Below are 22,314 nucleotides of genomic sequence, written 5' to 3' on the forward strand. Positions count from 1 at the left end.
GTGAAAGGATCAAACGACAAACCCTCGAATATCGGCGCTTGCAGCACCGCAAGCTCGCTGCATAACATCATCCCAAAGACGAGGCCCGCTCTCCGCTAATCCACGCCCCGAGTTGCGCCAAATGTTCTGACGACGGACAGCCTCCTATCCGCGGCAGAACGAACTCGCGACGGCCCTGCGGGAAGTCGGCCGCGTAGAGCGCACGTTATTCATGATCGACTGGATTCTGGATGCCGATCTGCAACGCCGCGCCCAGATCGGTCTCAACAAGGGTGAAGCGCATCATGCGCTGAAACGCGCCATCAGCTTCCATCGCCGGGGCGAAATTCGCGACCGTTCCGCCGAAGGCCAGCACTACCGGATCGCCGGCATGAACCTGCTCGCCGCGATCATCATCTTCTGGAACACCATGAAGCTCGGCGAAGTCGTCGCCAACCAGAAACGAGACGGAAAGCCGCTATCGCCCGATCTGCTGGCCCATGTCTCGCCGCTGGGATGGGAGCACATCAATCTCACCGGTGAATATCGTTGGCCAAAGCCTTAGCGTAGGATTCCGCCCCCTCCCGCAAACGACCCCATCAGGGCGATGTCGGCGCCGGTCAGGGGCGTGGACTGCCCGTCCGCCCCGACCAGCGTGCCCGACAGATAGTCGGCGTCCCCGCGCAGCCGGAACGCCATCACCCGCCGCCCGTCGTCCAGGAACAGCGAGAACCAGTCCCACCCGGTCTGGTCCGCGGCCAGCGGCTGGCTGGACCATTCGCGGTCCAGCCACGCCTGCCCCGTCACCGCCTGCGGTCCCTGCCCCAGATCGACGGTCCCGGAGGCCGTGAAGAACGGCAGTCCATAGTCCGCAGCGGCACGACCAGCACGCGCAGCACGGCGATCAGCCGCGCCCGCTGCGCCATCGCCAGCCCGATCGTGCCGTGCATGATGAGCGTCCCCATGACGAAGCACAGCACACCGCGCGGTCCCCTTGCATCGACGACCTCAGCCCGGCCCGGGCGGATCGTCGGGCAGGATCGCGCCGACGTAGTCGCGCACACCCTGCGCGTCGAACCACAGCGACAAAAAATCGGTCTGCAACGCCATGCGGACTGCGCGATAGTGGTGCACGGCGCCCTCAACCCCAGTGGCTGCCAGCAGCCCCTTGTCCGGCCCCGACGCGCCGCGGTCGCGGCGCGCCGTCTTGCCGGTTCCTGCGCCGATCACGTCCAGAAGATCGTCATAGGATTGGAACGCCCGACCCAGACCGCGGCTCAGTACGCTCAGCTGCGCGATCTGCCCCTCGTCGCAGCCATTGATCAGCGCGACGATCCGAAACGCCGCGTCGAACAGCTGGCCGGTCTTCAGATCCTGTTCGGTCGTGACCGAGGCCAGCGACTTGCCGTCATGCAGGTCAAGATCCTGACCGCCGCACAGCCCGGCCGGGCCGACCGCCTCTGCCAACACGGCGACCGCCTCGGCTCGTGTCGCCCCATAGACACCCGGCAGCGCCGACAAGATGCGGAAGGCTTCGGACATCAACGCGATGCCGGCCAGGATCGCGCGCGCCTCGCCGTGGGCGACGTGGGTGGTGGGCTGCGCGCGACGCAGCACGGCGCCGTCCATGGCTGGCAGGTCGTCGATCACCAGCGATGCGGTATGGATCAACTCGACCGCGCAGGCGGCATCGATCAGAGCGGGGGACGTCACGCCCAGCCGCGCGGACAGCATCGCCATCAGCACGCCGCGAAACCGCTTGCCCGGAGCGGTCACCGCATCGGTCATGGCCCGGCCCAGGGCCGGGACGCGGCACGAAAACGCCGGGCACAGCTCTGCCAGCCGGGCGTCGATCGCATGGCGCCACGACCGCGCTTCGCTGGTCCAGTCGGTCAGACCGTTCTGCTGCAATTCATGCGACCGGATGTTGATAAAGTCATTCATCTGGGACACAATATTCCCCCAGGCGGCTGACCGAAAGGCCCTAAATAACGCCTGGCCACCTCACGGGCCCTGACCGGAGACCGCGCATGGCGATCCTGATCCTGCTGCTGACCGTTGCGTTCGTCCTGTCGCCGCTGGCCTCGGACGGATTCAGCGGTTTCACGGCAGGACAGTTTCCGGTCGTGCTGGAAGATTGGCCCATCGAGCCCGCCGGCTGGGCGTTTTCGATCTGGGGGGTGATCTATGCGTGGCTGATTGCCGGCGCAGTCTTCGGTCTGCTGCGTCGGCGCGCGGCCCCGGATTGGGCAGCGATGCGGCCTGCATTGGCCGTCAGCCTGGCCGTGGGGACGTTCTGGATCGCCGCCGCCAATGCCTCGCCTCCGCTGGCAACGGTGATGATCATGGTGATGCTGATCGGGGCCGTGATGGCGCTTGTGCAAGCGGGACCATCGGACCGGGTCTGGCTGCGCTGGCCGTTGGGGCTGTACGCCGGGTGGCTGACCGCGGCCACGGGGGTGGCGGCGGGCGTCCTGCTGGGCGGGTACGGCGTCACCGACGCGACAACGGCGGCCCTGATCGTCCTGCCGGTCGTCCTAGTGATGGCGTTGGTGGTGGGCGCCCGGTGTGCCGACGCGCCGACCTATCACGCGGCTGTCGCCTGGGCGCTGCTAGGGATCGCGGTGGATAACGCCGCTTCCGGTCCTCGCTCTGTCGCAGGGCTGGAGCTTTTCGGGATCGCCCTGGTGCTGGCCGGTCCGCTCCGGCGTCTGACCCATGGCTGAGCGTCCTGTTGCCGGGAGCGGACAACCCGACATCCTGACCCGAAAGTCCGATCACCTGACCATCATCACTGATGGCCGCGGTCGTCAGCAAAGCCGCACGACCGGCTTCGAGGCGGTTCACTTCGTGCATAATGCCCTGCCCGACCTGGACTTTGCCGCGATCGACACCGCCACGTCGCTGTTCGGCCGCCGGCTTGCCGCGCCGCTGCTGGTGTCGGCAATGACCGGGGGGCCGCCCGAGGCCCAGGCAATCAACGCAGCAATCGCCGAGGCTTGCCAAGCACTGCGCCTGCCCCTGGCCGTGGGCAGCCAACGCATCGCGCTGGAAGGGCGGGGTGACGCCGGCCTGCGCGGGCTGCGCCGGTGCGCGCCCGACGTGCCGATTCTTGCCAACCTTGGCGCGGTCCAGCTGAACTGTGACATGGGGATCGATGACTGCCGGCGCGCCGTCGACATGCTTCAGGCCGACGCGCTGATTCTGCACCTCAACCCGTTGCAGGAAGCGATCCAGCCTGCGGGCGACCGCAACTTTGCCGGCCTCCTGGACCGGATCGCCGCAGTCTGTTCCGCGCTGCCGGTGCCCGTCGGCGTCAAGGAGGTGGGCGCGGGGCTGTCGGCGCAGACGGGCCTGCGGCTGATCGAGGCGGGCGCGCGACTGATCGACGTCGCGGGCCTCGGCGGCACCAGCTGGGCACGGGTCGAGGGCGAGCGGGGGGATCAGGCCTTGCGCGACCTTGCGGCTCCGTTCGCCGACTGGGGTATCCCAACGGCGCAGGCCGTGGCGGACATGGCTGCCGCCCTGCAGCCAGGCGTGACGCTTGTTGCATCGGGCGGGGTGCGGGACGGGCTGGACGTTGCCCGAGCAATCCGCCTTGGGGCAGACCTTGCCGGGCAGGCGGCCGGGGCGCTGCCCGCGGCGTGCGCCGGGGTCGAGGCCCTGTGCGCGCATCTGGAGCAAGTGATCGCGCAGCTGCGCATTGCGATGTTCTGCACCGGGTCGGCCGACCTTGCCGCGCTGCGGCAGGCGCCGCTGTTGCCCCCGCTGGAAATCAAACCAGGTGGCGCATAGATTGGCGCAGTCACACCAATTTTCCGTGGAGACCGGGATGACACGCCTTTGCCGCCCCACCCTGACCAGCCTCGGGATCGCCGTCGGGGTGACCGCCGCTTGGCTGGCGTTGCATTTCGCCGCCGTGTGGCGGCTGGACGCGCCTGAGCATCCAGGGCAGGCCCTGCTGGCGCTGGCCGGACTGACATGGCTGTCGGTCGGGCTGTTCATCATCGCCCACGATGCGATGCACGGGGCTCTGGTGCCGGGCTACCCGCGGGTCAACGCTGCCATCGGCCGGGTCGCGCTGACGCTGTATGCCGGGTTTTCCTGGCGCAAGCTGATCGTCAAGCACATGGCCCACCACCGCCACGCGGGGACCGCGGACGATCCCGACTTCGGCCACGGCCACCGGCCGATGGCGCTGTGGTACATCGACTTCGTGCGCACCTATTTCGGCTGGCGCGAGTTCTTCGTGCTGGGGGGCGCCACCATCGCCTACGCGCTGATCCTTGGCCCGCGCTGGCCCTATGTTGCCTTCTGGGCGATCCCGTCGATCCTCGCTTCGATCCAGCTGTTCGTCTTCGGCACCTGGCTGCCGCACCGCGAGGCCGGGGCGCCTTTCACCGACCGCCACCGCGCCCGCTCCACCACGCTCAGCGTGCCGCTTTCGCTGCTGACCTGTTTCCACTTCGGTGGATTTCACCACGAACATCACCTGCACCCCGCCGTGCCGTGGTGGGCGCTGCCCAAGACGCGGGTCGCGCGATGAGCGCTGTCCTGATCGTCCTGGCCACCGTCGCGATGATGGAGGGCGTCGCCTATGCCGTCCACCGCTGGGTGATGCACGGGCCGCTCGGCTGGGGCTGGCACGCTTCGCACCACGATCCGGACCATCACGGGGTATTCGAGAAGAACGACCTCTACGCCATCGTGTTTTCAGCGTTCTCGATCGCGCTGTTCGCCCTGGGCAGCCGCTGGTGGCCGCCGCTGTGGTGGATCGCCGTGGGGATGAGCGTCTATGGCGTCATCTACTTCGTCGTCCACGATGGCTTGGTCCATCAGCGCTGGCCGTTCCGGATGGTGCCGAAACGCGGCTATGCCCGTCGGCTGTATCAGGCGCACCGGCTGCATCACGCAGTCGAGGGGCGGGACGACTGCGTCAGCTTCGGCTTAGTCTATGCCCCGCCGGTGGACGATCTCAAGGCGCGGCTGCGCGCCTCGGGCGTGCTGGCGCGGCGGCAGTCGCAGCACCCGGACGCCTGGCGGCCCGACCGGGGCGAGGACTGATGGCCCGCATCGCCCTGTGCCTGCCGGCGCTGCCCAGCCACGCCGCCGTCCACGGCGCGTTGGGGCGGGCGCTGGCCGGGCGGGGCCACCGGGTGACGCTTGTCGGCGGGCAGCGGCTGGGACCGCTGGCGGCGCGCGAGTGCTTGACGTTCCACGCCCTGCCCGGAGCGGGCGCCGACCTGCGCGGCGCGGGGCTGGCGCGGACGCTGTGGGCGACGGCGCAGGACAGCGCGCTGTGGGTCCGGTCCGGGCCGGGGGCGCTGGCAGCCTTGGCGCCCGACCTGGTGATCGCCGATCAGGCTGAGCCGGGCGCCTCGCTGGCGGCCGAAGCCGCGGGGGTTCGCCGTGCCACGCTGGCGGCGGCCCTGCCGATGGACCGCGACGACGCCATTCCGCCGCCCTTCGTGGACTGGCCGTTTCTGGAAGGCGAGGCCGCGCGCCGGCGCAACCGGGGCGGCTGGCGTGTGACGGACGCGCTGCTGGTGCTGCAGCGCCGGGTGCTGCGGCGCGGCTGCCGCGACCACCGTCTGCCCTTGCGCGAGCGGATCGACGAATGGATCGCGCCCGACCTGGACCTGCGCCAGCTGGTGCCGGGGCTGGATTACCCTCACCCCTTGCCCCGCGGCGCGGCGCAGGTCGGGCCGCTGCGCGACGCATTCGCCCCCGAGCCGCTGGAGCTGGACGACCGGCCGCTGGTCTTTGCCTCGCTGGGGACGCTCGCCGGCGACCGGCGGCGACTGCTGGCGTCCATCGTCGCGGCGACCAAGGGGATGGGGGTTCAGGTGGCACTGGCCCATGCCGGAACGCTGACCGAGGCCGACGTCCGCGCCCTGCCCCCCCACGTCCATGCCCGCGCCTTGTGGCCGCAAGCGGCGGTGTTGGCGCGGGCGGCGGCATGCATCACCCATGCGGGGATGAACACGACGCTGGACTGCGTCGCGGCGCGGGTGCCGATGGTCGCGGTGCCGCTTGCCTTCGAGCAGCCTGCCACCGCCGCGCGGCTGGCCCATCACGGGCTGGCTGTCGTCGTCCCGCCCCGACGCGCCACGCCGGACCGCCTGCATGCCGCCCTGCGGGACGTGCTGGACGGTGCGGACTGCCGCGCTGCGCTGGCCGTGAAATCCGCCGAACTCGCCGCCGGCGGCGGCACCGCCCGCGCCGCCGACCGGGTCGAGGCGCTGATCGGGGCCGCCCCATGAGCGGCGTCCTGATCGTCGGCGCCGGGCTGGCCGGCTCGCTGGCCGCCCTCGCGCTGCGGGCGGCGCGGCCGGGCCTGCCGGTGACGCTGCTGGACGCGGCGCCCGGCCCGTCCGACCGGCACACCTGGTCGTTCCACCACCCCGACCTGACCCCCGTCTGGCGCGACCTCCTGACCCCCGGCCTGCGGGCCAGCTGGTCCTTGCAGGAGGTTCGCTTCCCGGACCACGGGCGGGTGCTGGAGGCCGGCTATGCCTCGCTGGACGGACATGGGTTGGCACAACTGGTCGCGGCGTCGGGGGCCACGGTACTGTGGGGCCGCACCGCCGCCGCTGTCGAGGCAAACGCCGTCACGCTGTCGGGCGGCACGCGGATGACGGCGGACGCCGTCCTCGACGCCCGCGGGCTGCGCGAGGGCCCGCATCTGGTCGCCGGCTATCAGAAGTTCGTCGGCGTGGAATACGAGCTGGACGCCCCCCACGGCGTCATCTGCCCGCGCATCATGGACGCCACGGTGCCGCAACTGGACGGCTACCGCTTCGTCTATCTGCTGCCGTTCTCGCCCACCCGGCTGCTGATTGAGGACACCCGCTACAGCGACGGCGCCGGTCTGGCCGAGCCGGACCTGGTCGCCGCCATCACTGACTACGCTGCTGCGCAGGGCTGGCAGGGCCGCGAGGTCCGGCGCGAGCGGGGAGTGCTGCCGATCGCGCTGGCGCATGACGCCGCAGGCTTCTGGGCCGCGCAGGACGGGGCGGTGCCGATCGGGCTGCGCGCCGGGCTGTTCCACCCCGTCACCGGCTATTCCCTGCCCGTCGCCGTGCAGGTCGCGGACGTCATCGCGGCGGCAGACCCGACCACCGCCGCAATCCGCGCCGCGGCGCGGGACTTCGCCCTGCGCAAGGCGCACGGCGACCGCTTCCTGCGCCTGCTGAACCGGATGCTGTTCCGCGGCTGCGCACCCGACCAGCGCCGCCGCGTCCTGTCGCGCTTCTATCGCCTGCCCGAGCCGCTGATCGAACGCTTCTACGCCGGCCGCCTGACCACGCTCGACAAGCTGCGGATCGTGACCGGCAAGCCGCCCATCCCGATCCGCGACGCCCTGCCTTGCCTGCCCGAATCCCCCCTGCTGAAGGACGCCCGATGAGCCAGCCCCGCACCGCCCTTGTCATCGGATCGGGCTTCGGCGGGCTGGCGCTCGCCATCCGCCTGCAGTCCGCCGGCATCGCCACGACGATCCTCGAGGCCCGCGACGGCCCCGGCGGCCGGGCCTACGTCTGGCACGACCAGGGCCACGTCTTTGACGCCGGCCCGACCGTCATCACCGACCCGGACAGCTTGCGCGAGCTGTGGGCGCTGTCGGGGCAGGACATGGCGCGCGACGTGACGCTGCTGCCGGTTTCGCCCTTCTATCGCCTGCTGTGGGAGGATGGGGCGCGCTTCGACTATGTCGGCGACAGCGCGGATCTGGAAGCCGAGATCGCAAAGCTGAACCCCGCCGACGTGGATGGCTATCGGCGCTTTCACGACTATGCCGAGGCGGTCTATCAGGAAGGCTATCTGCGCCTCGGCACCGTGCCGTTCCTGAACTTCCGCCAGATGCTGTCGGCGGCCCCCGCGCTGGTGAAGCTGGAAGCCTATCGGTCGGTCCACAGCGTCGTCGCGCGGTTCATCCGAGACCCCCATTTGCGGCAGGCGTTTTCATTCCATACGCTGCTGGTCGGAGGAAACCCGTTCTCAACCTCGGCTATCTATGCGCTGATCCACGCGCTGGAACGCCGCGGCGGAGTGTGGTTCGCGCAGGGCGGCACCAACCGGCTGGTCGCGGGGATGCTGGCGCTGTTCCAGCGCCTGGGCGGCACGCTGCGCCTGAACGCGCCCGTCGCGCAGATCGAGACCGAGGGCGCCCGCGCCACCGGCGTGCGGCTCGGCTCGGGCGAGCGGATCGCGGCGGACATGGTCGCCAGCAACGCCGACGTAATGCACACCTATCGCGACCTGCTGTCCGGCACCCGGCGCGGCAAGGTCAAGGCCGCGATCCTGGAACGTCAGCGCTGGTCGATGTCGCTGTTCGTCGTCCATTTCGGCCTCGACCGCCTGCCCGAGGGGCTGGCGCATCACACCGTCCTGTTCGGCCCCCGCTATCGCGAGCTGGTGACCGAGATCTTCCGCGGCCAGGCCCTGCCCGAGGACTTCTCGCTGTACCTGCACAGCCCCAGCGTGACCGACCCGACGCTGGCCCCCCCGGGCATGTCCACGCATTACGCACTGGCCCCGGTCCCGCATCTGGGACGGGCCGAGGTCGACTGGGCGACCGAGGGCCCCGCCTATGCGGACCGCATCCTCGCCGCGCTGGAACGCCGGGTGATCCCGGACCTGCGCCGGCACCTGCGGGTGCAGCGCATCTTCACGCCCGCCGATTTCGCCCGGCAGCTGAACGCCCACCACGGCAGCGCCTTCTCGGTCGAGCCGATCCTGGCCCAGTCGGCCTGGTTCCGCCCCCACAACCGCGACCGGGCGATCCGCAACCTCTATATCGTCGGGGCCGGCACCCATCCCGGCGCGGGCATCCCCGGCGTGGTCGGGTCGGCCAAGGCGACCGCCGGCGTCATGCTGGCCGACGCGGGCGCGGCATGAGCGAGCTGGTCACCGCATCCGAGCAGGCCATCGCCAAGGGCTCGACCAGCTTCGCCGCGGCCGCGCGGCTGCTGCCGCGGGCGGTGCGGGACGACACGGTGATGCTGTATGCGTGGTGCCGCCATGCCGACGACGTGGTGGACGGGCAGGTGTCGGGTGCCGCCCCGGCCGAGGGGCACGACGCCGCCGCGGCGGTCGCCGCGCTGCGGGCCGAGACGCTGGGGGCGCTACATGGCGACGGGCCGATGGCGCCGCCCTTTGCCGCCCTGGGGACGGTGGCGCGGCGGCACGATTTTCCGGACGCCTGGCCACTGGCGCTGATCGACGGCTTCACGATGGACGCCGAGGGTCGGCGCTATGCGACACTGACCGACACGCTGGACTATGCCTATCACGTCGCCGGCGTCGTCGGCGTCATGATGGCCCGTGTAATGGGTGTGCGGGACGAGGACGTGCTGGACCGCGCCTGCGACCTGGGGCTGGCATTCCAGATGACCAACATCGCCCGCGACGTGCAGGACGACGCCGCCATCGGGCGGGTCTATCTGCCTCAGGACTGGCTGGACGCAGCCGGGGCGCGGGTGGATGCGCCCGGCACGCCTGCGCTCAACGGCGTGATCGCCCGGCTAGTGTCCGAGGCCGAGCCCTATTACGCCTCGGCCCGCGGAGGGCTGGCGGGGCTGCCGCTGCAGGCGGCCTGGTCCATCGCGGCGGCGCTGCGCGTCTATCGCGCCATCGGGCGCAAGATCCTTCGCGCCGGACCGGGCTTCGACGGCCTGCGGGTCAGCACCTCGGGGGTGGAAAAGGCGGCGCTGATTGCGGCGGCTGCAGCGGATGCAGCAGCGTCGCGCTGGCGCCCGCCACCACCACGGCCCGCCAAGCTGTGGACGCGGCCCAGAACGCCGTGACCGGTTGGCTGTAATTCTTTCCTGGCCACGAGGCCACGGGACGGTCAAATCCTGCGGCTTATCGCGTCAGCATTAGGGTGATCGTCTCCACGATTTCGGCCGACATCGGCTCAGTTGGCGAACCCCACGTCGTGACCAACTGACCCTCGCCGTCCAGCAGAACCTTGTTGAACGGGTCGTTTGCGGGAGAGTGTGAAATCCTACTCTAAGCTGACAGCGGTCGTTCGTGCAGCGCGCGGCGGCGTTTGGCAAAATGGGCTCGAAGCGGTCATGCGGCGGTGCGGCGAGGTCTTTCCCTTGGTCGACCTTGGCTCGACGTCGCTCCCGGCCCTTTGTCGACATTCGAGCCTGGCGCGGCGTACGTCCGGTCCCAGCCCGTCCTGCGACATTCGTGCCGGGCGAAGCTTGACACCAGGCGCCGACAAGAGGACGAGGGAACGTTCGTTGGCTGCGGTTTCGTCAAGGCCCGCTGCGGATGTGCAGGAGAGTCTTGGAACGTGTGTGAACCGCTAGTTGCAGCGCCCTAGCGATGCGCTAGCGGGCACATTGGATGGCTCGTGACCGCTACAAATCCGCCGGGAGGGTGTTGACTTTCTCAGTCGTAATCTCAACCACTGCGTGGCCGATGGAGCATATGTTTAGGCTGTTGTGAATGAACTGCAAACCTTTCCTTAGAAGACGGTCATGTTGTCGACGTAGTATCGGCGAGAACATTACGCTTTCATCGACGCCTTGTTCGTTGGCCCAACGAGCACACGCCCTGAAGAATATTGGTAAGAAACATGTGCTCAGCTAAGAACGCGTCACCCGCGATAAACGCTCTGAAGTTTACCCAGTGGCTCGATATCTGGGACGGGTTTGAATATTCGACAAACCCGCCTGACAGGAAGCCGAAACCTTCAATGTTCATTTTTTCCATGAATGCTTCGACGCTGCGTAGCTATAGCGACGTTTATAAGCGTGAACGAAGCAGTGTTGAATCCGAGGGCATTCAAAGAAAAAGAGACGAGAAGCGGACGGAACGGATCCAAGAGTATGTCCAGTACGGTTATCCGTACGGCGACCTGAAGGAGAGCCAACGCACATCGGAAAAGGTAGTCCTTAGAAAACCAGGTTGGCTGCCAACCGCTATCGTAGTGAACATCCTCGAACCCGGCGACGTGCGTCGGGGCAAACAAGCATCTCAAGGTCTGACGGCAAACGTTATTGAAAATTCAGGGCAATATCAGATCCAACTGCCTCACCTAAACGAGTTCACTCAAGATGATGTTAGACCTTTCGAAGTTATAGATGGCCAGCACCGGCTGTGGGCGTTTGAAGAGCAGTTGGATGGCGATTATGAGCTACCAGTCGTCGCATTTCATGGGCTCGACATTGCTTGGCAGGCCTATCTTTTCTGGTCGATCAATGTCTCCCCCAAACGGATCAACCCTAGTCACGCTTTCGATCTTTATCCATTGCTTAGGAACCAAGCTTGGCTTGAGCAAACAGGCGATCTGACCGTCTATCGGGAAGCTAGGGCGCAGGAAATCACTGAGTGGTTATATAAACACCCGGATTCTGTATGGAAAAACAGGATCAATATGCTTGGCGAAAGTGGCGCTGGTTGGGTGAGTCAGGCAGCATTCGTGCGATCGTTGACTGCTGCATTTTTCGGAACCGGCCGTGGTAAGGCCGGCCGATACGGTTTGTTTCAAGCAGCCACCCCCGGGCAAGAAGAGCCCTTGCCGTGGACAAGATCGCAACAGGTAGCTCTTGTACTCGAGTTTTGGCGGTTGGTCAAAGAAGCCATCGATGACGGCGAAGCTGGAGATTGGGCGGACGCCTTTAAAGGTGCGAAGCCCGAAAGAGATCCTTTCGACGACCGAAGCTCCATGTTGAATCAGGATATGGGTGTCCGTGCGGCTCATGCCGTCGTGAACGATTTCCTGTATCGTTCCGTTGACCAATGGCAACTTGCAGATTGGGTTGCAGAGGAGTTTGACGAGACCGATACGAACGAAGAAGATGTCTCACGATCTCTGGAAACTTTGCGAAATCAGGACTTCTACGAGCCCTTCAAAGAGTTGGCGCTCGCGCTGACACGTTTTGATTGGCGATCCTTGGATGGGCCGGGAGTTCGAGACAATCGAGATTTAGAGCTTACACGTCGTGCGTATCGCGGGAGCGGCGGTTACACCCTCCTGACAAACGACATCATACGAGAGTTAAGTAAATCTCAATCAGCGAGCGTCGCAAAAATCGCCCGAACCATTTCTACCGGCGGTGAGTAATGGCGGACCCACTTGTAAACAGTCAGATTGGGCTGGCGAACCCTATATCTATTGTGTCCGAAATTACGACCTTCGGCAGTAAGGCAATAAGAAATTGGCTGCCCTTGGGACATCCGGCTCGCAACTGCCAAATTATGGATCCTGCAACCAACAGGGGCATTAGACGACTCGACCAGGCGCGTCAGCAACTAACTGACGCTCAGATGATCTCTTTGGTTTCCGCTTGTGGCCCCAATCACTGCCTAGATGGCTGGAGCTACCTGTCTCGTAGCGTTAGCGCACTTGTTGCTAGGGACGGCCATTCCGCGAAGCATATGGCATACTACGCTCAACTACGGGCAGCGATGAGTATGCTTGCGGTCTCCGGAGTGGGAATTTTTAACGGCCTAAACATCTGCGTCGACGCAAATGGTGCGGTGCACAAACTGGAGGACAACCGTGAGAATAAGGGCGGTCACAATACACATAGTATTGTATGGCCTGCACTGGACGCTTGGCTAAGAATTGACACCAATGCTGCTAGATTCCTGTCTGCAATAAAACTGCATGGGTCGAACCTTAAAGACGCCCTGGACTCGATCTGGCCGAACCGACAACCTGTATCAATCGTCGTCCCGATGATAGACGCTTGGGCATTCGATTTAAATGTTGCCACCCAGCACCATGAACAAAGGAATATCTCAAGCTATACACCACATGATCTCAACGAGATACCCTGTTCATTCCAAGATGAAATGGACTTCTTGTCGGAGACGTGGAATGCCTTGGAGCCCTCGATGCCCAGTGGGTTTACTCAGCTCGACAACCATTTGTTGCGGCGCATGTTTCAGATGGTCCACCAGCAAGACAATTCTGTATTGGACCCAGAAGACAGAGTGCCGTTGGCTAATAGCTCAGTGGTAACCAGATACAGCGAGCTTGAGCCCACACTTCAGCAGGCTGTTCCTCAACCTTTCCTTGTAGACGAGGCGGGAGCAAGCGAACCTCAGATATTTCAACTGGCGTCTACGGACGGGTCTACCCCTCGCGCAATGATCTCGCGTGCCGTACTTCTGCTTAGAGCTGCGACGGCACTGAATGTTCTAACTCTAAACGAGGCTGGGTTCTCTCAACACGGGACAGAGATTAGACCATGGATCGATCCCTTGCTTGTTCATCGTGGCATCGTTGCCGCAGATGCGTTGCCAGATAGAATGGCTGATCTGTGGGATAGTACCAAGTTCGCAGTCGAAGACTTCCAAGCATCGTTGGCCGCCTGCTCATATGATCCGCAAGCTTTCTTTACCGCAAACGACAACGGGACTCCTGCCGTCACGCAACTTGAGCGCGCTGCAATGTGGGGAATCTGCCCGTGAAATATATGGGCTCAAAAAGGTCCATGCTGACCAACGGGCTTGGGGACGCTCTCAGCCAATCGGTAGCGGAATGCAATCGTGTATTCGACCTATTCACAGGGTCTGGAGCCGTTGCGTGGCATGTCGCTCAGAAATACGACCGCGAAGTAATTGCTTCCGACCTCCAATCCTACGCGGTCGCATTAGCAGCCGGGGTAATTGAAAGAACCGAGTCTATAGCTGATCATCGTTGGGTAGACACCTGGTTCGACAGTGCTAGAGCGATGCAGCCAGATAGCTTTTTTCAAGAGGCTACAGTCCTTCAAGAGAAACTGGAGATTGACCAAATTTCGGCATCTGCGATTGACGCACAGGAACTCTGCGCGGACGTCAACTTACCCGTCTGCTTTGCTTACGGAGGCTACTACTTCTCTCCGCTCCAAGCGCTTTGGCTGGATACACTGCGCATTACTCTTCCCAACAATGCCAATCAGCGTAGGATAGGCCTAGCGTCTCTTATTATCGCTGCGAGCCAATCCGCAGCCGCGCCAGGCCACACAGCACAGCCGTTCAAACCAAATGAAACAGCTGGGCGTTTCCTAAGAGAAGCTTGGATGAGGGATATCCAATTCCTGGTTAAACGGGCGGTCATTTCTGTATCGGAGAAGTGCGCCAGAAAAGCAGGAAGAGCAGTTGTCGCAGATGCAAACGAACTGGCCAAACAAGTTGGTGAAGGTGATCTGGTGTTTCTGGATCCACCTTACTCTGGAGTGCACTATAGCCGCTTCTATCACGTCCTAGAGACTATTGCAGTCGGGAAGGTCGGAGAAATATCGGGTATCGGTCGATATCCCTCTCCAAGTGATCGACCCCGGTCAGATTACAGCTTGCGAACCAAGTCTAAGCTGGTTTTTGAAGGGCTACTAAAAGTCATATCAGAAAAGGGTGCATCAGGAATTGTAACGTTTCCAGCTGGTGAAGCAAGCAACGGAATGAGTGGTCAAGATGTGACTGAAATATCCGAAAGACATTTTTCGATACTTGAAAGAAAGGTGTCATCTAGGTTTTCGACTCTCGGCGGCGACAAGATACACCGCGATGCCCGTCAGGTTACAGAAGAATTGATACTGATATTGTCTCCGCGGTAATCGCTTGGCCTTAAAATCGGTGCGTCTGTCTCTTGGAAGCCAAGGTCAGCCCTATCTTTACCTGTTGGCCTCCAAGGTGCACCCGATAATTGATCTCCGCCATTTGGCATAACGCGCTTTATGGCTTTGAGCCGGAAGCACGGGGAAACCGCTGTAGGGATGCAATCAGATCCGCTCGCGGCGCAGCACGGTCATTCGACCGTAGCGCGGCGAAAGGCTGCTTCCCGCCCGACATGTTGATCGCAGCACAACCGCGAAGGCAAGAATCGCTGCGATATTTGAGGTCTTCGCGCTTCCCGCCTTCGCTACCACTGCAGTCGCGATCTCTTTTGTCGGTGTCGAAGGGCGTGCACGTGGGTGCCGAAGCTTAATGCAAGCGGGTGCCGATCTGAGTGAGAACCAGCACCAGGGGATATGCAGCCCAATTCAAGAACGGTGGTGGCCCGTTGAACTGACACAGAAAGCCTGGTCAGCAGCGCCATGGGCGGGGTGTCGTTCCGAAATGCGCCGTTGCGACTCTGCGGGTGTTCGCAATATGTTCCAACCATGCCCGCGCGATCACCATCAGGAAATCCATTCAGAAACCCGCGCCTTAGCGATCAGGCGAGGAGCGGGATGCTGCTGACGGTGAAGTGTACGCGCTGCGGGCGCGTTGCTCGGTTTTGGGCGAAGGACCTGATTGAGGTGATCGGGCCCGACCACCAGGCCCATATCCCGCCGTTTCCCTGCGCGCGCTGCCGGACGAAGGAATGGATCAATTGGTCCTGGTCCGTCCCGTCAGCAACAGAACTGGCCGCAGGCTTGACCACAAGGCGTCCGGTCAGGAAGGTGACGCGGTGGATCTGGCGAAACGAGGACGCGTGAATGTGCAATCTGTACGCGAATACGACGGCGCAGGAGGCAATGCGGGGACTGTTCAAGGTCGCGACAGAGCGCGACCGACTCGGCAATGAACAGCCTCGCCCAGCCATCTGGCCGAAATATGATGCGCCGGTCGTGCGCATTGACGGAGACGGTGAACGTGAGCTGGTGCTGATGAAATGGGGCTTTCTGACGCCGAAGACCTCGGCGAAGACGGGAAAGCCCCTGAAGCCGGACGCCTGGAACAATGCCCGAGACGACAAGGTGGCCAGCTCGGGCCTGTGGAAGTCGTCATTTGCTGGCCGGCGGTGCCTGGTGCCGGTTTCGGCGTTCCGCGAGGCCAAGGGCAGAAATCCAGCAACGGATTTCTGGTTCGGCCTCGCAGCCGAAGCCGATGACGACCGCCCGCCCTTCGCCTTCGCTGGTCTCTGGAGCGACGGCCAGCCAGGCGTCGACGGCGAAGAGGGTGACTGGCTGACCCATACGGTTGTGACGACGGTGGCAAACGAGCTTGTCAAGCCAGTCCACCCGACGCGGATGCCGGTGATCCTCGATCCCGGCGATTACGATGCCTGGCTCGACGGATCCGAATCCGAGGCCGGAAAACTGCTTCGACCCTATCCAGCCGAAAAAATGCGGATCGTGCGACAGGGCGTCGGCATTACATCTGACAAGGATCAGTGACCGCCGCCAGCCGGGGCCGGCAAGGCGGGCATCTCGATTTCATCGGCCGGCCAGAACCACGGCTGATAAACGCCGTCCTCGGCAATATCATGCAGGGTTTCCTCGTCGTCGGCCGACAGCCCGTCTGGCGGGACATAGAGCGCGATTGGCGCGCCGGTGTCGAGCAAGAGGGCATTCGCGACCGGCGCCGACGATTGGAGATTGTATTTCAGCGACTTGGCATAGGCGCGGTCCTTCAGTGCCTCGACGAGCTGATGCTCGCGGTCGCCGTCGAACGGGATCCAGTGTTCATTGACCGTCATGCCGGCAATCTCCCGGATCTCGGCATAGTTATTGCGGATGCTGAACGTCGCAATCAGGATCAGATGCCCGTCGCCTGCAGCTTCTATGGCATGGATCTTGTCCGCAAAAAGCCTGTCGAAGCGCGCCGCCAGGTCATCGTCCATAAAAAAGGCAAAATCCGGCAGATGCTTCATCTTCAGCTTTCGGCCATATTGTGACGGCTCGATCGACTTGAACTCTGCGACGACAATACCAAGCGGGACAGGCTTGCCGCGCTGCGGGGCCAGCCCGCGCAACCAGCTGCGCCGCTCCAGGGCCAGTTCATCTCGGCGTTCGTGATTGTAGACTGGCGGCACCATAAGGACCGACGCGAAGGGCTGCGCCTTGGTCCCGGTATTCTGTGCCACCCCGGTCAACTCGCGATGGATAATCCACCAGTTCCGGCGCTGCCATTGCGGACGCCACTTTGTGAGGCCGGCGGCATCCCAGAGATAGTGAAGCGTGCCGAGCAAAGAGAGTTTCTTGGGGTTGGCGACGGCAGAGGATGCCTCAGTGTCGCCGGCGTCGTCGGTGACGATTGCGGCCCCGGCGACGTGTCCGAGTCCGGACAGCTCGGGCGGCGGATCGAACGACGCGCAGCCAGGGTCGTGGGCATGGCCGGTTCCTGGCATCCGCTTCAGGTAATATTCGCCGCCAATCAGGGCGACATACATTTTCGGGTGTGCGGGGCAGCACAGGCACGAGGGCCGAAGCTTCTGGCTGTGAGCCTGTTCGAGAATGGTCTGAAAGTTCGGAGCGTCTGCAGAAAATTCAAAGTCGTTAATGCGATACGATGACACTTTGTGGGTTCCTCCGGCAGCCTGTTGCCGCCGTTCTAATCAATCATCAAGCAAGTCCTGGTTGACATTCTAACGTCTGGATATACATTATCGAATATCTGGATATACCACAAGAGATATACACCAATGCCGGGACTTTTCATCAGGGATGAAGCGGTTAACGCGCTTGCTGTGGAGGCTATGAGGCTGACCGGCGCAGATAATAAAACAGAGGCTGTTCGATCTGCCTTGAAGGCTGCCATCAACGCGGCCAAGGATCAAGTTCCTTTGCTGGAACGTCTTGAATCTGCGAGAGCTATTGCTGACAAGATCGGACCAGTGAACCCTGACTACGATGCGAAGGCAGATGCTGACGCCATGTGGGGCGAATACTGATGTTCATAGATGCGTCAGCGGTGGTGGCGATACTGAACCGCGAGCCTGGATCCGACGAATTGGCAAAACGGCTTGCTGCCAGTGACAAGCCTCCGCTGTTTTCTCCGCTCGCGCGATATGAGGCGGTTGTAAGCTTGGCCAGATCGCGTTCTGGAAAGCACAAGGCACCTGACAGCGACCAGTTCAAGGCAGCAAAGGCTGCTGTCGATCTGTTTTTTCAGGAAGCCCGCGCTAAGAGCGTGATGATCTCAGATACTCTCGGTGCAGGCGCGCTTGCGGTGGCGCAATCCTACGGGAAGGCCGTTGGGCACGAGGCCGATCTGAATTTCGGAGACTGCTTCTCCTACGCCTGTGCAAAAGGTTATCGGGTCGCGCTTCTCTACAAAGGCAATGATTTTGCAAAGACTGATCTGGCCTGAAAGGACCATGCGGCGATGAAATCTCAACCGACTGATAGCGCTCCTTCAGAATGATCGCAGATAAACCAACGGACCGGGATCAGGCCGCTGCAGATCAAGCGGACCTTTGGGCCAACTGGTATGGCTTCGACAGGGCGTCCGAGATGAAGAAATGGGCCGAGCAGGCTGAGCGCGAAAGGCTGGCAGATCTCGCCGGTAAGAGGGATGAATGATGCGTGAACTGACGCCACATATCAAATGCGATGTCGAGCTGAACGTGTCTGGCCCGGCCGAGAGGACAGTAGCCTCGTGGACGGCGGCGGCCTTGCGCCGGATAGCCGACAAACTGGATCAGGGCGAGTACGAAGATGGCCATCACGAAGTGACTGATGGATCTGGCCGCCCGATTGGCAGCGTCTATTTCGACTTCTCTGAAGGTGTCCGCTAATCGTGTTTTTTGTGGACACCCTCTGAACCTGTCCGTAAACCTTCGCCGCAACGCGTAATCGGACAACTTGATTTTCGGACGGGTTTGCGGACAACTGGCGAGACTTGGCGCGTTTCTCGCGCTTCTTTGTAATCGGAATGCCATGCCACTCATAGGATACGCCCGCGTTTCGACTGTCGGTCAGGATCTGGCCCTTCAGCTCGATGCCCTCCAAGGGGCTGGTGCGACCAGGATTTTTGACGATCATGGCGTATCCGGCTCCAAGACAGAACGTCCTGGCCTGACGGAAGCACTCCGCTTCCTCCGCGAAGGCGACACGCTCATCGTCTGGAAGCTCGATCGACTTGGCCGCTCGATGACGCATCTGCTGCAAACCGTTGCCGATCTGGAAAAGCGCGGTGTCGGCTTCAGGTCCCTTACCGAGAACATCGACACGACCACGCCTACTGGCCGCCTGGTTTTCCACATCTTCGGCGCCCTTGGCGAGTTCGAACGGGATCTTATCCGGGAAAGGACGAATGCGGGCTTGGTCGCCGCGGCGGCCAGGGGACGAAAAGGCGGCCGGCCTCCGGTTGTCACACCAGAACGGATCGCACGCGCCCGACAGCTTATCGCCTCTGGTCTGACGGTTCGTGAGGCGGCAGCGCGGGTAAAGATCGGGAAAACCGCCCTCTATGAGGCACTGAAGGAAAAGACCAACGTTGCCGGCAGCACGGGCTGAATGTTTGATCCCACGGTTTGATGGTGCGATCCATTCGTCGGAATGGAAAGAAGCACTATGGGACAAGTTCGTCACGGCTGCGCCACGACCACGCACGCCATCCGAGCAGCAATACAGCGGTCGCAAGCTTCGATCGCGGCACTGAGCCAGGAGTTTGGGATCAATCCCAAGACCGTGGCGAAATGGCGTAAGCGCGAGACGGTCGAGGATCTGAAGACTGGGCCCAAGGAGCCCCGATCCTCCGTGCTCAGCGAGGCTGAGGAAGCAATGGTCGTTGCCTTTCGGCGTCACACGCTCTTGCCGCTGGACGACTGTCTCTATGCCCTACAGCCTTCGATCCCTCACCTGACACGGTCAGCGCTGCATCGGTGCCTTCAGCGGCACGGCATCTCGCGCCTGCCTGAGATCGGCGGCGACAAGCCGAAGCGTCAGCGGTTCAAGCGCTATCCCATCGGTTTCTTTCACATGGATATCGCCGAAGTGCAGACGGCCGAGGGCAAGCTCTATCTCTTCGTGGCGCATTGCCAAGTCATTTTCACCTGGTGTGTTGCAGTCTGTGTGAAGCCGGTCACGCGGTCATCTCGCGGGCATAGTCGTCCCAGAGGCTGGACGCATCTGCCCCTGCATGACGATAGGAGTTGGCGGTGAGGCGATAGCGGCGGGGTTTGAAGATAGCGTTGATCTGGTCATGGGCGGCTAGAAACCTCTGCGCCTGTCGTCGAGATTCGAAGCGCCCCATTATCTTCTCGCGCTTTCGGGTTGGACGGTGTGAGCCCTCGATGCGGTTGTTCAGGCCCTTGTGCGCCCGATAGTCGGCGCCGGGAGCCAGGTTCCGGAGCGGCGCAAAATAGCTGCGCAGCTTGTCGGTGATCACAACGCGAGACCGCCCGAAACGCGCGATAAGCCTTGCCAGAAAGCGCTTTGCCGCCTTGGCATTCCTGGGGGTTTGCACGAGGATGTCGAGCGTGTCGCCATTGGCGTCAACCGCCCGCCAGAGCCAGTGCTTCCTACCACAAATTGGAATGACGACCTCGTCCAGATGCCACTTGTCCGACGGCGCGGGCCTGTCACGCCGGATACAATTGGCGAAATGCGCGCCAAACCGGTTGACCCACAGCCGGACGGTTTTGCGGCTGACGATCACGCCGCGCTCTGCCAGAAGGTCCTCGACGTCGGCCGAGCTCAGAGCGAAGCGATGATAGGCCCAGACGGCATAAGCGATGATCTCGCGGGGAAAGCGGAGGCCCTTCAGGCGCGCCAGGGATGATGGCATTTTCATTCGAAATCCTGTAGCAGGGGCTTCACGACACAACAACTTGGCAATGCCTCTCATAGAGTTCAGCCTGCTTGAGCCCGAATTTCTCGATCGTCCACTTGGCGATTTCGACGAGGCTCGCCTCAGCGCGGCGCGTCAGCCGAAGAGATCGGTTCATGAAGTTGCGCGGGCTTGTCGAAAGGCCCGCCGGATTACGTCTTCTCCGCTGCCTTCGGCGAGCTCACCCGCCTTTGCTTGCGTCAATCCCTCGAATAAGCGCTGCCGGATACTGGCGAGCTGCGCTTCTTCCTGCTCCAGCAGACAAAGCCCCGCGCGCATCGCTTCGCTGACGTTCTGGTAACGCCCAGACGCCACCAATGCCTGCACCAGCTGGTCCTGGGTTTCGGTCAGAACAACATTACGCGTAACCATCTATCGGCTCTCCTTTGTTGGCAATATATGCCAATGATCCCTGTTGAGCAACAACTCACGCGGCTTGGCCACTGAGCCTGCCATAGAAGCTGCGTTCGAGGTGCAGCTCCCCTGCCCCGGCCTTTTCGACCATGCCACGCAGATAGCCGCCCGGCGAGGAAACTTCGCCGGCGCAATGCTTCTCGAAGACAAGCGCGAGCGCCGCTGTCGCCACCTGTTTGCCCAAACGGTCCTGCGCCACGTTCCAGGCATGTTCAGAAATGCCGATCATCGGCCTGAGTTGACCAGCGACTCGGTGCAGATCGCCCCAATCCTTCAGGAACCCGCCCAAATTGCGCGCCCAGGATGCGAATTCCGGGCAGGCCTGTATCACAGTCGGAAGATCCAGCGCGGCGCGCTTCTTGCGCACCTCGGCAACCCACTCTTCCAGCTCCCTGTCAACCTGATCCTCGGGCTGAGCGTTGGGCACCACGGCCGCGACTTCCTCTTTTTCTGAGGAATTACGAGTTACAGGATTAAGTTGGTTTGTAATTAGTATATGAGGGTCAAAAATGACCTCCCTGGGGTTCATTTCTTGAATTTTCTTAGAACCTTGTTCCTTGGTTTCAGGGGTGTTTTCCACAGGCTGAACGACCTCGGTTGCCTTGAGATAGGCCGCTTCGACGCGCTCCTGAAGCTCCTTGAACCAGGTTAGCAGCCGCTCAAGCTGTTCTGAAGCTTCATGGCGGCGAGGAAGCCGGTCCAGAAGCTCCTCGAAGAGACCTATGAATTGCGTCCAGGGTCCTCGCAGCGCGCTGCTGACGGCCGCTTCGATCCGAGCGCGGATCATACGGCGTGCAACCGTGATCTGGCGCTTCAGGCGCTGACAGAGCTCGCGCTCGGCTTGCAATTCGGCATGAAGCTCCTCGAACTCCTCGACGCGCGCCGACAGCGGCGACAGATCGAAGCCATAGGCCTCGACGATGCGCCCCTCGGCGTCCCTGCGGCCCCACCGCTTGCCGTTCGGGCTGTCCTGGAAGGAAATCACGCCGATCTCGGCCAGCCGCCGTGCATGGCGCTTGAGCGTAGAGAGCGAGAAACCCGTCTGCTCCATCAGATAGGCATTCGATGCCCAGACGATCGGACGCTGCCCCTCCTCCCAATCCAGGGCCTGTGTAAAGGCCCCGAGCGTATCGAGGAGCATCACATCTCCTGCCTTAAGGCCAATGTAGGCCCCCACCCGCTTCACAGCCACGAAGGCCCGCGTTTTGGGTACAGCTACCTGTTCACCGGCTTGGGCAAGCTGCTCTGCAATGCCAAGACCCGGTGTCGGCTTGCGCCAACCTGTATGTTTCATGCCTGTTTCTCACCTCCAGTTATGTGGAGGCAAAAGAAAGCCGTTCGCTCAGAAGCGTTCTTGTTGACAGTGATTCGAGAGAGACTTATCTTCAAGGCGACCAAACCAATAAGATCAGCTCTCAGGCCCTCAGCTTGGGGGCT

At 62.8% G+C, this 22,314-nt stretch carries 22 protein-coding genes and 2 pseudogenes; 18 read left to right on the top strand and 6 right to left on the bottom strand.

All coding sequences use genetic code 11. The features are described 5' to 3' along the window. Window positions 1–130: 130 nt before the first annotated feature. A pseudogene (locus tag FQV27_RS16915) lies at window positions 131–544 on the top strand (Tn3 family transposase); the annotation flags it as partial. On the opposite strand, the gene FQV27_RS16920 reads toward FQV27_RS16915, so the two are convergent. Next, a complete protein-coding gene (locus FQV27_RS16920) occupies window positions 541–954 on the bottom strand; it encodes a lipocalin family protein (RefSeq protein ID WP_147100861.1) in 414 nt (137 codons plus the stop codon). The pseudogene FQV27_RS16915 and the gene FQV27_RS16920 sit on opposite strands and share 4 nt — an antisense overlap. Window positions 955–987: 33 nt before the next feature. Next, window positions 988–1,923: a polyprenyl synthetase family protein gene (locus FQV27_RS16925; RefSeq protein ID WP_147100863.1), complete on the bottom strand. Its 936-nt coding sequence runs from the start codon at window positions 1,921–1,923 to the stop codon at window positions 988–990. A gap of 86 nt (window positions 1,924–2,009) precedes the next feature. On the opposite strand from FQV27_RS16925, the gene FQV27_RS16930 reads away from it, so the two are divergent. From FQV27_RS16930 to FQV27_RS16985, 12 genes are all read left to right on the top strand, one after another. Next, window positions 2,010–2,705: a tryptophan-rich sensory protein gene (locus FQV27_RS16930; protein WP_147100865.1), complete on the top strand. Its 696-nt coding sequence runs from the start codon at window positions 2,010–2,012 to the stop codon at window positions 2,703–2,705. Further along, a complete protein-coding gene (gene fni, locus FQV27_RS16935) occupies window positions 2,698–3,774 on the top strand; it encodes a type 2 isopentenyl-diphosphate Delta-isomerase (protein ID WP_147100867.1) in 1,077 nt (358 codons plus the stop codon). Before FQV27_RS16930 ends, fni begins: the two co-directional genes overlap by 8 nt. A 37-nt stretch (window positions 3,775–3,811) precedes the next feature. Continuing rightward, complete coding sequence (locus tag FQV27_RS16940) at window positions 3,812–4,525, top strand: fatty acid desaturase (RefSeq protein ID WP_147100869.1); 714 nt, start codon at window positions 3,812–3,814, stop codon at window positions 4,523–4,525. Then, the gene (locus FQV27_RS16945) at window positions 4,522–5,043 is read left to right on the top strand and encodes a sterol desaturase family protein (protein WP_147100871.1); all 522 of its coding nucleotides are present in this window, start codon (window positions 4,522–4,524) and stop codon (window positions 5,041–5,043) included. The genes FQV27_RS16940 and FQV27_RS16945 overlap by 4 nt, the downstream gene beginning before the upstream one ends. Before the next feature lie 92 nt (window positions 5,044–5,135). Further along, entirely contained in the window at window positions 5,136–6,242 is a 1,107-nt protein-coding gene (locus tag FQV27_RS16950; RefSeq protein ID WP_186827348.1) for a glycosyltransferase, read from the top strand. Then, window positions 6,239–7,387: a lycopene beta-cyclase CrtY gene (crtY, locus tag FQV27_RS16955; RefSeq protein ID WP_147100876.1), complete on the top strand. Its 1,149-nt coding sequence runs from the start codon at window positions 6,239–6,241 to the stop codon at window positions 7,385–7,387. Before FQV27_RS16950 ends, crtY begins: the two co-directional genes overlap by 4 nt. After that, on the top strand, window positions 7,384–8,877 hold the full coding sequence (locus FQV27_RS16960; protein ID WP_147100878.1) for a phytoene desaturase: 1,494 nt from the start codon (window positions 7,384–7,386) through the stop codon (window positions 8,875–8,877). Before crtY ends, FQV27_RS16960 begins: the two co-directional genes overlap by 4 nt. Next, on the top strand, window positions 8,874–9,785 hold the full coding sequence (locus tag FQV27_RS16965) for a phytoene/squalene synthase family protein (protein ID WP_147100880.1): 912 nt from the start codon (window positions 8,874–8,876) through the stop codon (window positions 9,783–9,785). Before FQV27_RS16960 ends, FQV27_RS16965 begins: the two co-directional genes overlap by 4 nt. Before the next feature lie 902 nt (window positions 9,786–10,687). After that, entirely contained in the window at window positions 10,688–12,058 is a 1,371-nt protein-coding gene (locus FQV27_RS16970) for a DGQHR domain-containing protein (RefSeq protein ID WP_186827349.1), read from the top strand. Window positions 12,059–12,402: 344 nt separating this feature from the next. Then, on the top strand, window positions 12,403–13,413 hold the full coding sequence (locus tag FQV27_RS16975) for a hypothetical protein (protein WP_147100885.1): 1,011 nt from the start codon (window positions 12,403–12,405) through the stop codon (window positions 13,411–13,413). Window positions 13,414–13,418: 5 nt separating this feature from the next. Further along, window positions 13,419–14,540 (top strand): DNA adenine methylase, encoded by a 1,122-nt coding sequence (locus FQV27_RS16980; protein WP_281290035.1) that lies wholly within the window; start codon window positions 13,419–13,421, stop codon window positions 14,538–14,540. An 864-nt stretch (window positions 14,541–15,404) separates the two neighbouring features. Continuing rightward, entirely contained in the window at window positions 15,405–16,085 is a 681-nt protein-coding gene (locus FQV27_RS16985) for an SOS response-associated peptidase (RefSeq protein ID WP_147100889.1), read from the top strand. Here FQV27_RS16985 and FQV27_RS16990 read toward each other — a convergent pair. Next, window positions 16,079–17,206 (bottom strand): DUF1173 family protein, encoded by a 1,128-nt coding sequence (locus tag FQV27_RS16990; RefSeq protein ID WP_147100891.1) that lies wholly within the window; start codon window positions 17,204–17,206, stop codon window positions 16,079–16,081. The two genes, FQV27_RS16985 and FQV27_RS16990, sit on opposite strands and share 7 nt — an antisense overlap. Window positions 17,207–17,332: 126 nt before the next feature. On the opposite strand from FQV27_RS16990, the gene FQV27_RS16995 reads away from it, so the two are divergent. The 5 genes and pseudogenes from FQV27_RS16995 to FQV27_RS17015 form a co-directional block, all read left to right on the top strand. Further along, on the top strand, window positions 17,333–17,581 hold the full coding sequence (locus FQV27_RS16995; protein WP_147100893.1) for a type II toxin-antitoxin system VapB family antitoxin: 249 nt from the start codon (window positions 17,333–17,335) through the stop codon (window positions 17,579–17,581). Then, window positions 17,581–18,000, top strand: a complete 420-nt coding sequence (locus FQV27_RS17000; protein WP_147100895.1) for a type II toxin-antitoxin system VapC family toxin — start codon at window positions 17,581–17,583, stop codon at window positions 17,998–18,000. The genes FQV27_RS16995 and FQV27_RS17000 overlap by 1 nt, the downstream gene beginning before the upstream one ends. 211 nt (window positions 18,001–18,211) lie before the next feature. Next, window positions 18,212–18,427 (top strand): hypothetical protein, encoded by a 216-nt coding sequence (locus FQV27_RS17005; RefSeq protein WP_222611727.1) that lies wholly within the window; start codon window positions 18,212–18,214, stop codon window positions 18,425–18,427. 142 nt (window positions 18,428–18,569) lie between these two features. After that, entirely contained in the window at window positions 18,570–19,148 is a 579-nt protein-coding gene (locus FQV27_RS17010) for a recombinase family protein (RefSeq protein ID WP_147100899.1), read from the top strand. 57 nt (window positions 19,149–19,205) lie between these two features. Then, a pseudogene (locus tag FQV27_RS17015) lies at window positions 19,206–19,667 on the top strand (transposase family protein); the annotation flags it as partial. A 49-nt stretch (window positions 19,668–19,716) separates the two neighbouring features. Here FQV27_RS17015 and FQV27_RS17020 read toward each other — a convergent pair. From FQV27_RS17020 to repC, 3 genes are all read right to left on the bottom strand, one after another. Next, window positions 19,717–20,427, bottom strand: coding sequence for an IS6 family transposase (locus tag FQV27_RS17020; RefSeq protein ID WP_147100997.1), 711 nt, complete (start codon window positions 20,425–20,427; stop codon window positions 19,717–19,719). Window positions 20,428–20,577: 150 nt separating this feature from the next. After that, window positions 20,578–20,835, bottom strand: coding sequence for a type II toxin-antitoxin system ParD family antitoxin (locus FQV27_RS17030; protein WP_147100901.1), 258 nt, complete (start codon window positions 20,833–20,835; stop codon window positions 20,578–20,580). Window positions 20,836–20,890: 55 nt separating this feature from the next. Further along, on the bottom strand, window positions 20,891–22,171 hold the full coding sequence (gene repC / locus FQV27_RS17035) for a plasmid replication protein RepC (RefSeq protein WP_147100904.1): 1,281 nt from the start codon (window positions 22,169–22,171) through the stop codon (window positions 20,891–20,893). Window positions 22,172–22,314: the final 143 nt, after the last annotated feature.

The sequence above is a fragment of the Paracoccus aurantiacus genome (genome assembly GCF_007993065.1).
Lineage (GTDB): Bacteria > Pseudomonadota > Alphaproteobacteria > Rhodobacterales > Rhodobacteraceae > Paracoccus > Paracoccus aurantiacus.

What these genes read in the sequence shown, in the direction of transcription:
- FQV27_RS16925 (WP_147100863.1), bottom strand. Translation starts at nt 1,923, where the DNA reads ATGAATGACTTTATCAACATCCGGTCGCATGAATTGCAGCAGAACGGT.
- FQV27_RS16930 (WP_147100865.1), top strand. Translation starts at nt 2,010, where the DNA reads ATGGCGATCCTGATCCTGCTGCTGACCGTTGCGTTCGTCCTGTCGCCG.
- fni (WP_147100867.1), top strand. Translation starts at nt 2,698, where the DNA reads ATGGCTGAGCGTCCTGTTGCCGGGAGCGGACAACCCGACATCCTGACC.
- FQV27_RS16940 (WP_147100869.1), top strand. Translation starts at nt 3,812, where the DNA reads ATGACACGCCTTTGCCGCCCCACCCTGACCAGCCTCGGGATCGCCGTC.
- FQV27_RS16945 (WP_147100871.1), top strand. Translation starts at nt 4,522, where the DNA reads ATGAGCGCTGTCCTGATCGTCCTGGCCACCGTCGCGATGATGGAGGGC.
- crtY (WP_147100876.1), top strand. Translation starts at nt 6,239, where the DNA reads ATGAGCGGCGTCCTGATCGTCGGCGCCGGGCTGGCCGGCTCGCTGGCC.
- FQV27_RS16960 (WP_147100878.1), top strand. Translation starts at nt 7,384, where the DNA reads ATGAGCCAGCCCCGCACCGCCCTTGTCATCGGATCGGGCTTCGGCGGG.
- FQV27_RS16965 (WP_147100880.1), top strand. Translation starts at nt 8,874, where the DNA reads ATGAGCGAGCTGGTCACCGCATCCGAGCAGGCCATCGCCAAGGGCTCG.
- FQV27_RS16970 (WP_186827349.1), top strand. Translation starts at nt 10,688, where the DNA reads ATGTTCATTTTTTCCATGAATGCTTCGACGCTGCGTAGCTATAGCGAC.
- FQV27_RS16975 (WP_147100885.1), top strand. Translation starts at nt 12,403, where the DNA reads ATGAGTATGCTTGCGGTCTCCGGAGTGGGAATTTTTAACGGCCTAAAC.
- FQV27_RS16980 (WP_281290035.1), top strand. Translation starts at nt 13,419, where the DNA reads ATGGGCTCAAAAAGGTCCATGCTGACCAACGGGCTTGGGGACGCTCTC.
- FQV27_RS16985 (WP_147100889.1), top strand. Translation starts at nt 15,405, where the DNA reads ATGTGCAATCTGTACGCGAATACGACGGCGCAGGAGGCAATGCGGGGA.
- FQV27_RS16995 (WP_147100893.1), top strand. Translation starts at nt 17,333, where the DNA reads ATGCCGGGACTTTTCATCAGGGATGAAGCGGTTAACGCGCTTGCTGTG.
- FQV27_RS17000 (WP_147100895.1), top strand. Translation starts at nt 17,581, where the DNA reads ATGTTCATAGATGCGTCAGCGGTGGTGGCGATACTGAACCGCGAGCCT.
- FQV27_RS17005 (WP_222611727.1), top strand. Translation starts at nt 18,212, where the DNA reads ATGCGTGAACTGACGCCACATATCAAATGCGATGTCGAGCTGAACGTG.
- FQV27_RS17010 (WP_147100899.1), top strand. Translation starts at nt 18,570, where the DNA reads ATGCCACTCATAGGATACGCCCGCGTTTCGACTGTCGGTCAGGATCTG.
- FQV27_RS17020 (WP_147100997.1), bottom strand. Translation starts at nt 20,427, where the DNA reads ATGAAAATGCCATCATCCCTGGCGCGCCTGAAGGGCCTCCGCTTTCCC.
- FQV27_RS17030 (WP_147100901.1), bottom strand. Translation starts at nt 20,835, where the DNA reads ATGGTTACGCGTAATGTTGTTCTGACCGAAACCCAGGACCAGCTGGTG.
- repC (WP_147100904.1), bottom strand. Translation starts at nt 22,171, where the DNA reads ATGAAACATACAGGTTGGCGCAAGCCGACACCGGGTCTTGGCATTGCA.